The 2,166-nt window shown below is 49.0% G+C and carries 2 protein-coding genes; both read left to right on the forward strand.

The annotated features are described in order from the left end of the window. Positions 1-702: 702 nt before the first annotated feature. Positions 703-1,311, forward strand: a complete 609-nt coding sequence (locus H6F43_RS02790; protein ID WP_190340480.1) for a hypothetical protein — start codon at positions 703-705, stop codon at positions 1,309-1,311. A gap of 268 nt (positions 1,312-1,579) precedes the next feature. Beyond that, on the forward strand, positions 1,580-2,166 hold a 587-nt coding region (locus H6F43_RS02795), incomplete at its 3' end, for an FAD-dependent oxidoreductase (protein WP_190340481.1).

The raw sequence follows: 2,166 nt of genomic DNA on the forward strand, positions 1-2,166 counted from the left end.
AAACACGATCGCAACGAGAGCAATTCTGAGAAATTTCATGGGATAACTCCTGTCTTTGAGATTGCTAGCACTCCACCTTAAAACGGAGTATAGACGTTGAAAACGAGATTCAGACCTAGCAAGATGTAACAGAGAGAAACACAGATTCGCGACTGTACAACACTGGCGCTTTAGTGGCATCTTACCCTTTGCCTACAGCAGCATCTTTTACGCTGGTGCTGACAGCATTGATGAACGTTTAACCAACTTCTTCTGCAACGATACAGTTGTTCAATGCTGATACGAGTGCGTTTCTCGGTCTGTTTATTGGACCTGTCGGCATACTTCACTTTACGCAGCCCAATCAATAAGAGCAAATACTCTTCTTTGTCGAATTAATCACTTTAAGTAATTGGTTTCCGCAAAAGCTCTATGCGCTTGTTTTCTTCAAAGCTGTGTACACACAACTAGATTGGTCAACCTCGCTTGAAATCTCAGCTCATGGCGCTAAGCATCAACTAAGTTTATCCATTTGACAAAAAAGAATATTTGCTCTTATTAGTCAGCATCAGTAGGATGAGCCTAGGCTCTTGCAATGGGCACGGACTGAGCACGATCAGTACGCTTAACGTTTTACCATTGCTTGAATACGCACCATCTCACATAGTGATGAAAGATGGAACACCATTAGAGAAGCGTTTTTAGCTGTCGTAGGAGAAAGACATGAAGACTTTGTTCAAACTTGCGATCGTCGTACTTGTATTTGTGGTAAATCTGGCGATCGCTCACCCCTCTCTAGCAGACCGACCCAAGGTTTCTAAAAATTCTGACTATGTTCAGGTGACAAAAGCGCTAGACGGTTTGTTGGCGCTCAAGGAAACACAGGATACCACTCCAGAATTGCAGCAGCAGATTGATGAGTTAACGCTGCAAAAAGCGACGATCGAATCCGGCGTTAACTGGGGACAATGCAGCAATGCAACTGGAAGAACGATCGGCATTTTTGGTTCCGCTTTAGGGGAGTCAAAGACTAGCAACGATCCGCTTTACTTCTTAGCAGATGGGGAAACAACACCCGAAGAATGGGACTGTCAGGGAGTTTATCTTCCTAGCGGAACGAATGTTGCAGGCATTAACTCGACGCCTGCCGTGTTCAAAATTCTCGATGGTACCCGCTTAGTTGCCCGCATCAATCCTGATACGTCTGCTATCGAATTTAATGTTCCAGCGGTTAAAAGCGGAGCTGGAAATGAGAAAATTGCTAACGTATCCCAGGCATTCATTGACTCACGCATTCCCAGTACGTTAACCGCTGGTGAAATTGACGATTAATGGAATTCGTACGGGTGGGTTCATTCAACCGATGTTCATTCAACCGATATCGTACAAAGTTTTTGAATGAATCCACCCTACAAGACCACTAAGAGCTAGTAGCTGTTGGCTACTTTTCAATTGCTAGGTCGTTCTATGTTATGTCGTTCTACTAGTTTGCAGCAGTTGAATTAGAGGACGCGATCGCCCGTCGCCCGTCCAGAGTAGTCGATTAGTGCTACTTCGGTGCTACTGTGGAGCAGCCGATCGAGTTTGCTGGGAGTCCCCGATGCGTCGAGTCCGATTCAACCACGTGTGCTGGCTAGTGGCAGCGGGGGTAGCTGCCTGGTTGAGTCCGCCAGCAGATGCGCAAACAGCTCGTCCAGTCGATCGCCAGGTTGCCTGTGAACTTCTGGTTGTGGGTGGAGGATTGTCGGGCGTGGCAACCGCCTACGAAGCGCTACAGGCGGGTCGTACGGTCTGCCTAACTGAGATTACCGACTGGCTAGGGGGGCAAGTTTCGTCGCAGGGTACCTCAGCGCTTGATGAGAAGCCGCGCCAGCGAGAGCTTTCCTTCTTTCCAAAAGGCTATCAGGAGCTGCGCGATCGCCTGCTCCAGCGCTATCCGGGACGCAAAAATCCGGGTGACTGCTGGGTGAGCCTGGTGTGTTTCCTACCGCAGGACGGACACCAAATTCTCCAGACAATGCTGCAAGAAGCCGCTAAGCAGGGCAAGGGAACGCTTCATTGGTTCCCGAACACGGTGGTTAAAACTCTCGAAACGGGTGCCGTGGGAGCAGGACAGCAAATTCAGTCTGCGCGAGCCATCCAGCATCGCCCCGCTCCTGGCGCACCGCCGCTAAACACGTATCCGCT

The sequence above is a fragment of the Leptolyngbya sp. FACHB-36 genome (genome assembly GCF_014695955.1).
GTDB lineage: Bacteria > Cyanobacteriota > Cyanobacteriia > Leptolyngbyales > Leptolyngbyaceae > FACHB-36.

What these genes read in the sequence shown, in the direction of transcription:
- H6F43_RS02790 (WP_190340480.1), top strand. Translation starts at nt 703, where the DNA reads ATGAAGACTTTGTTCAAACTTGCGATCGTCGTACTTGTATTTGTGGTA.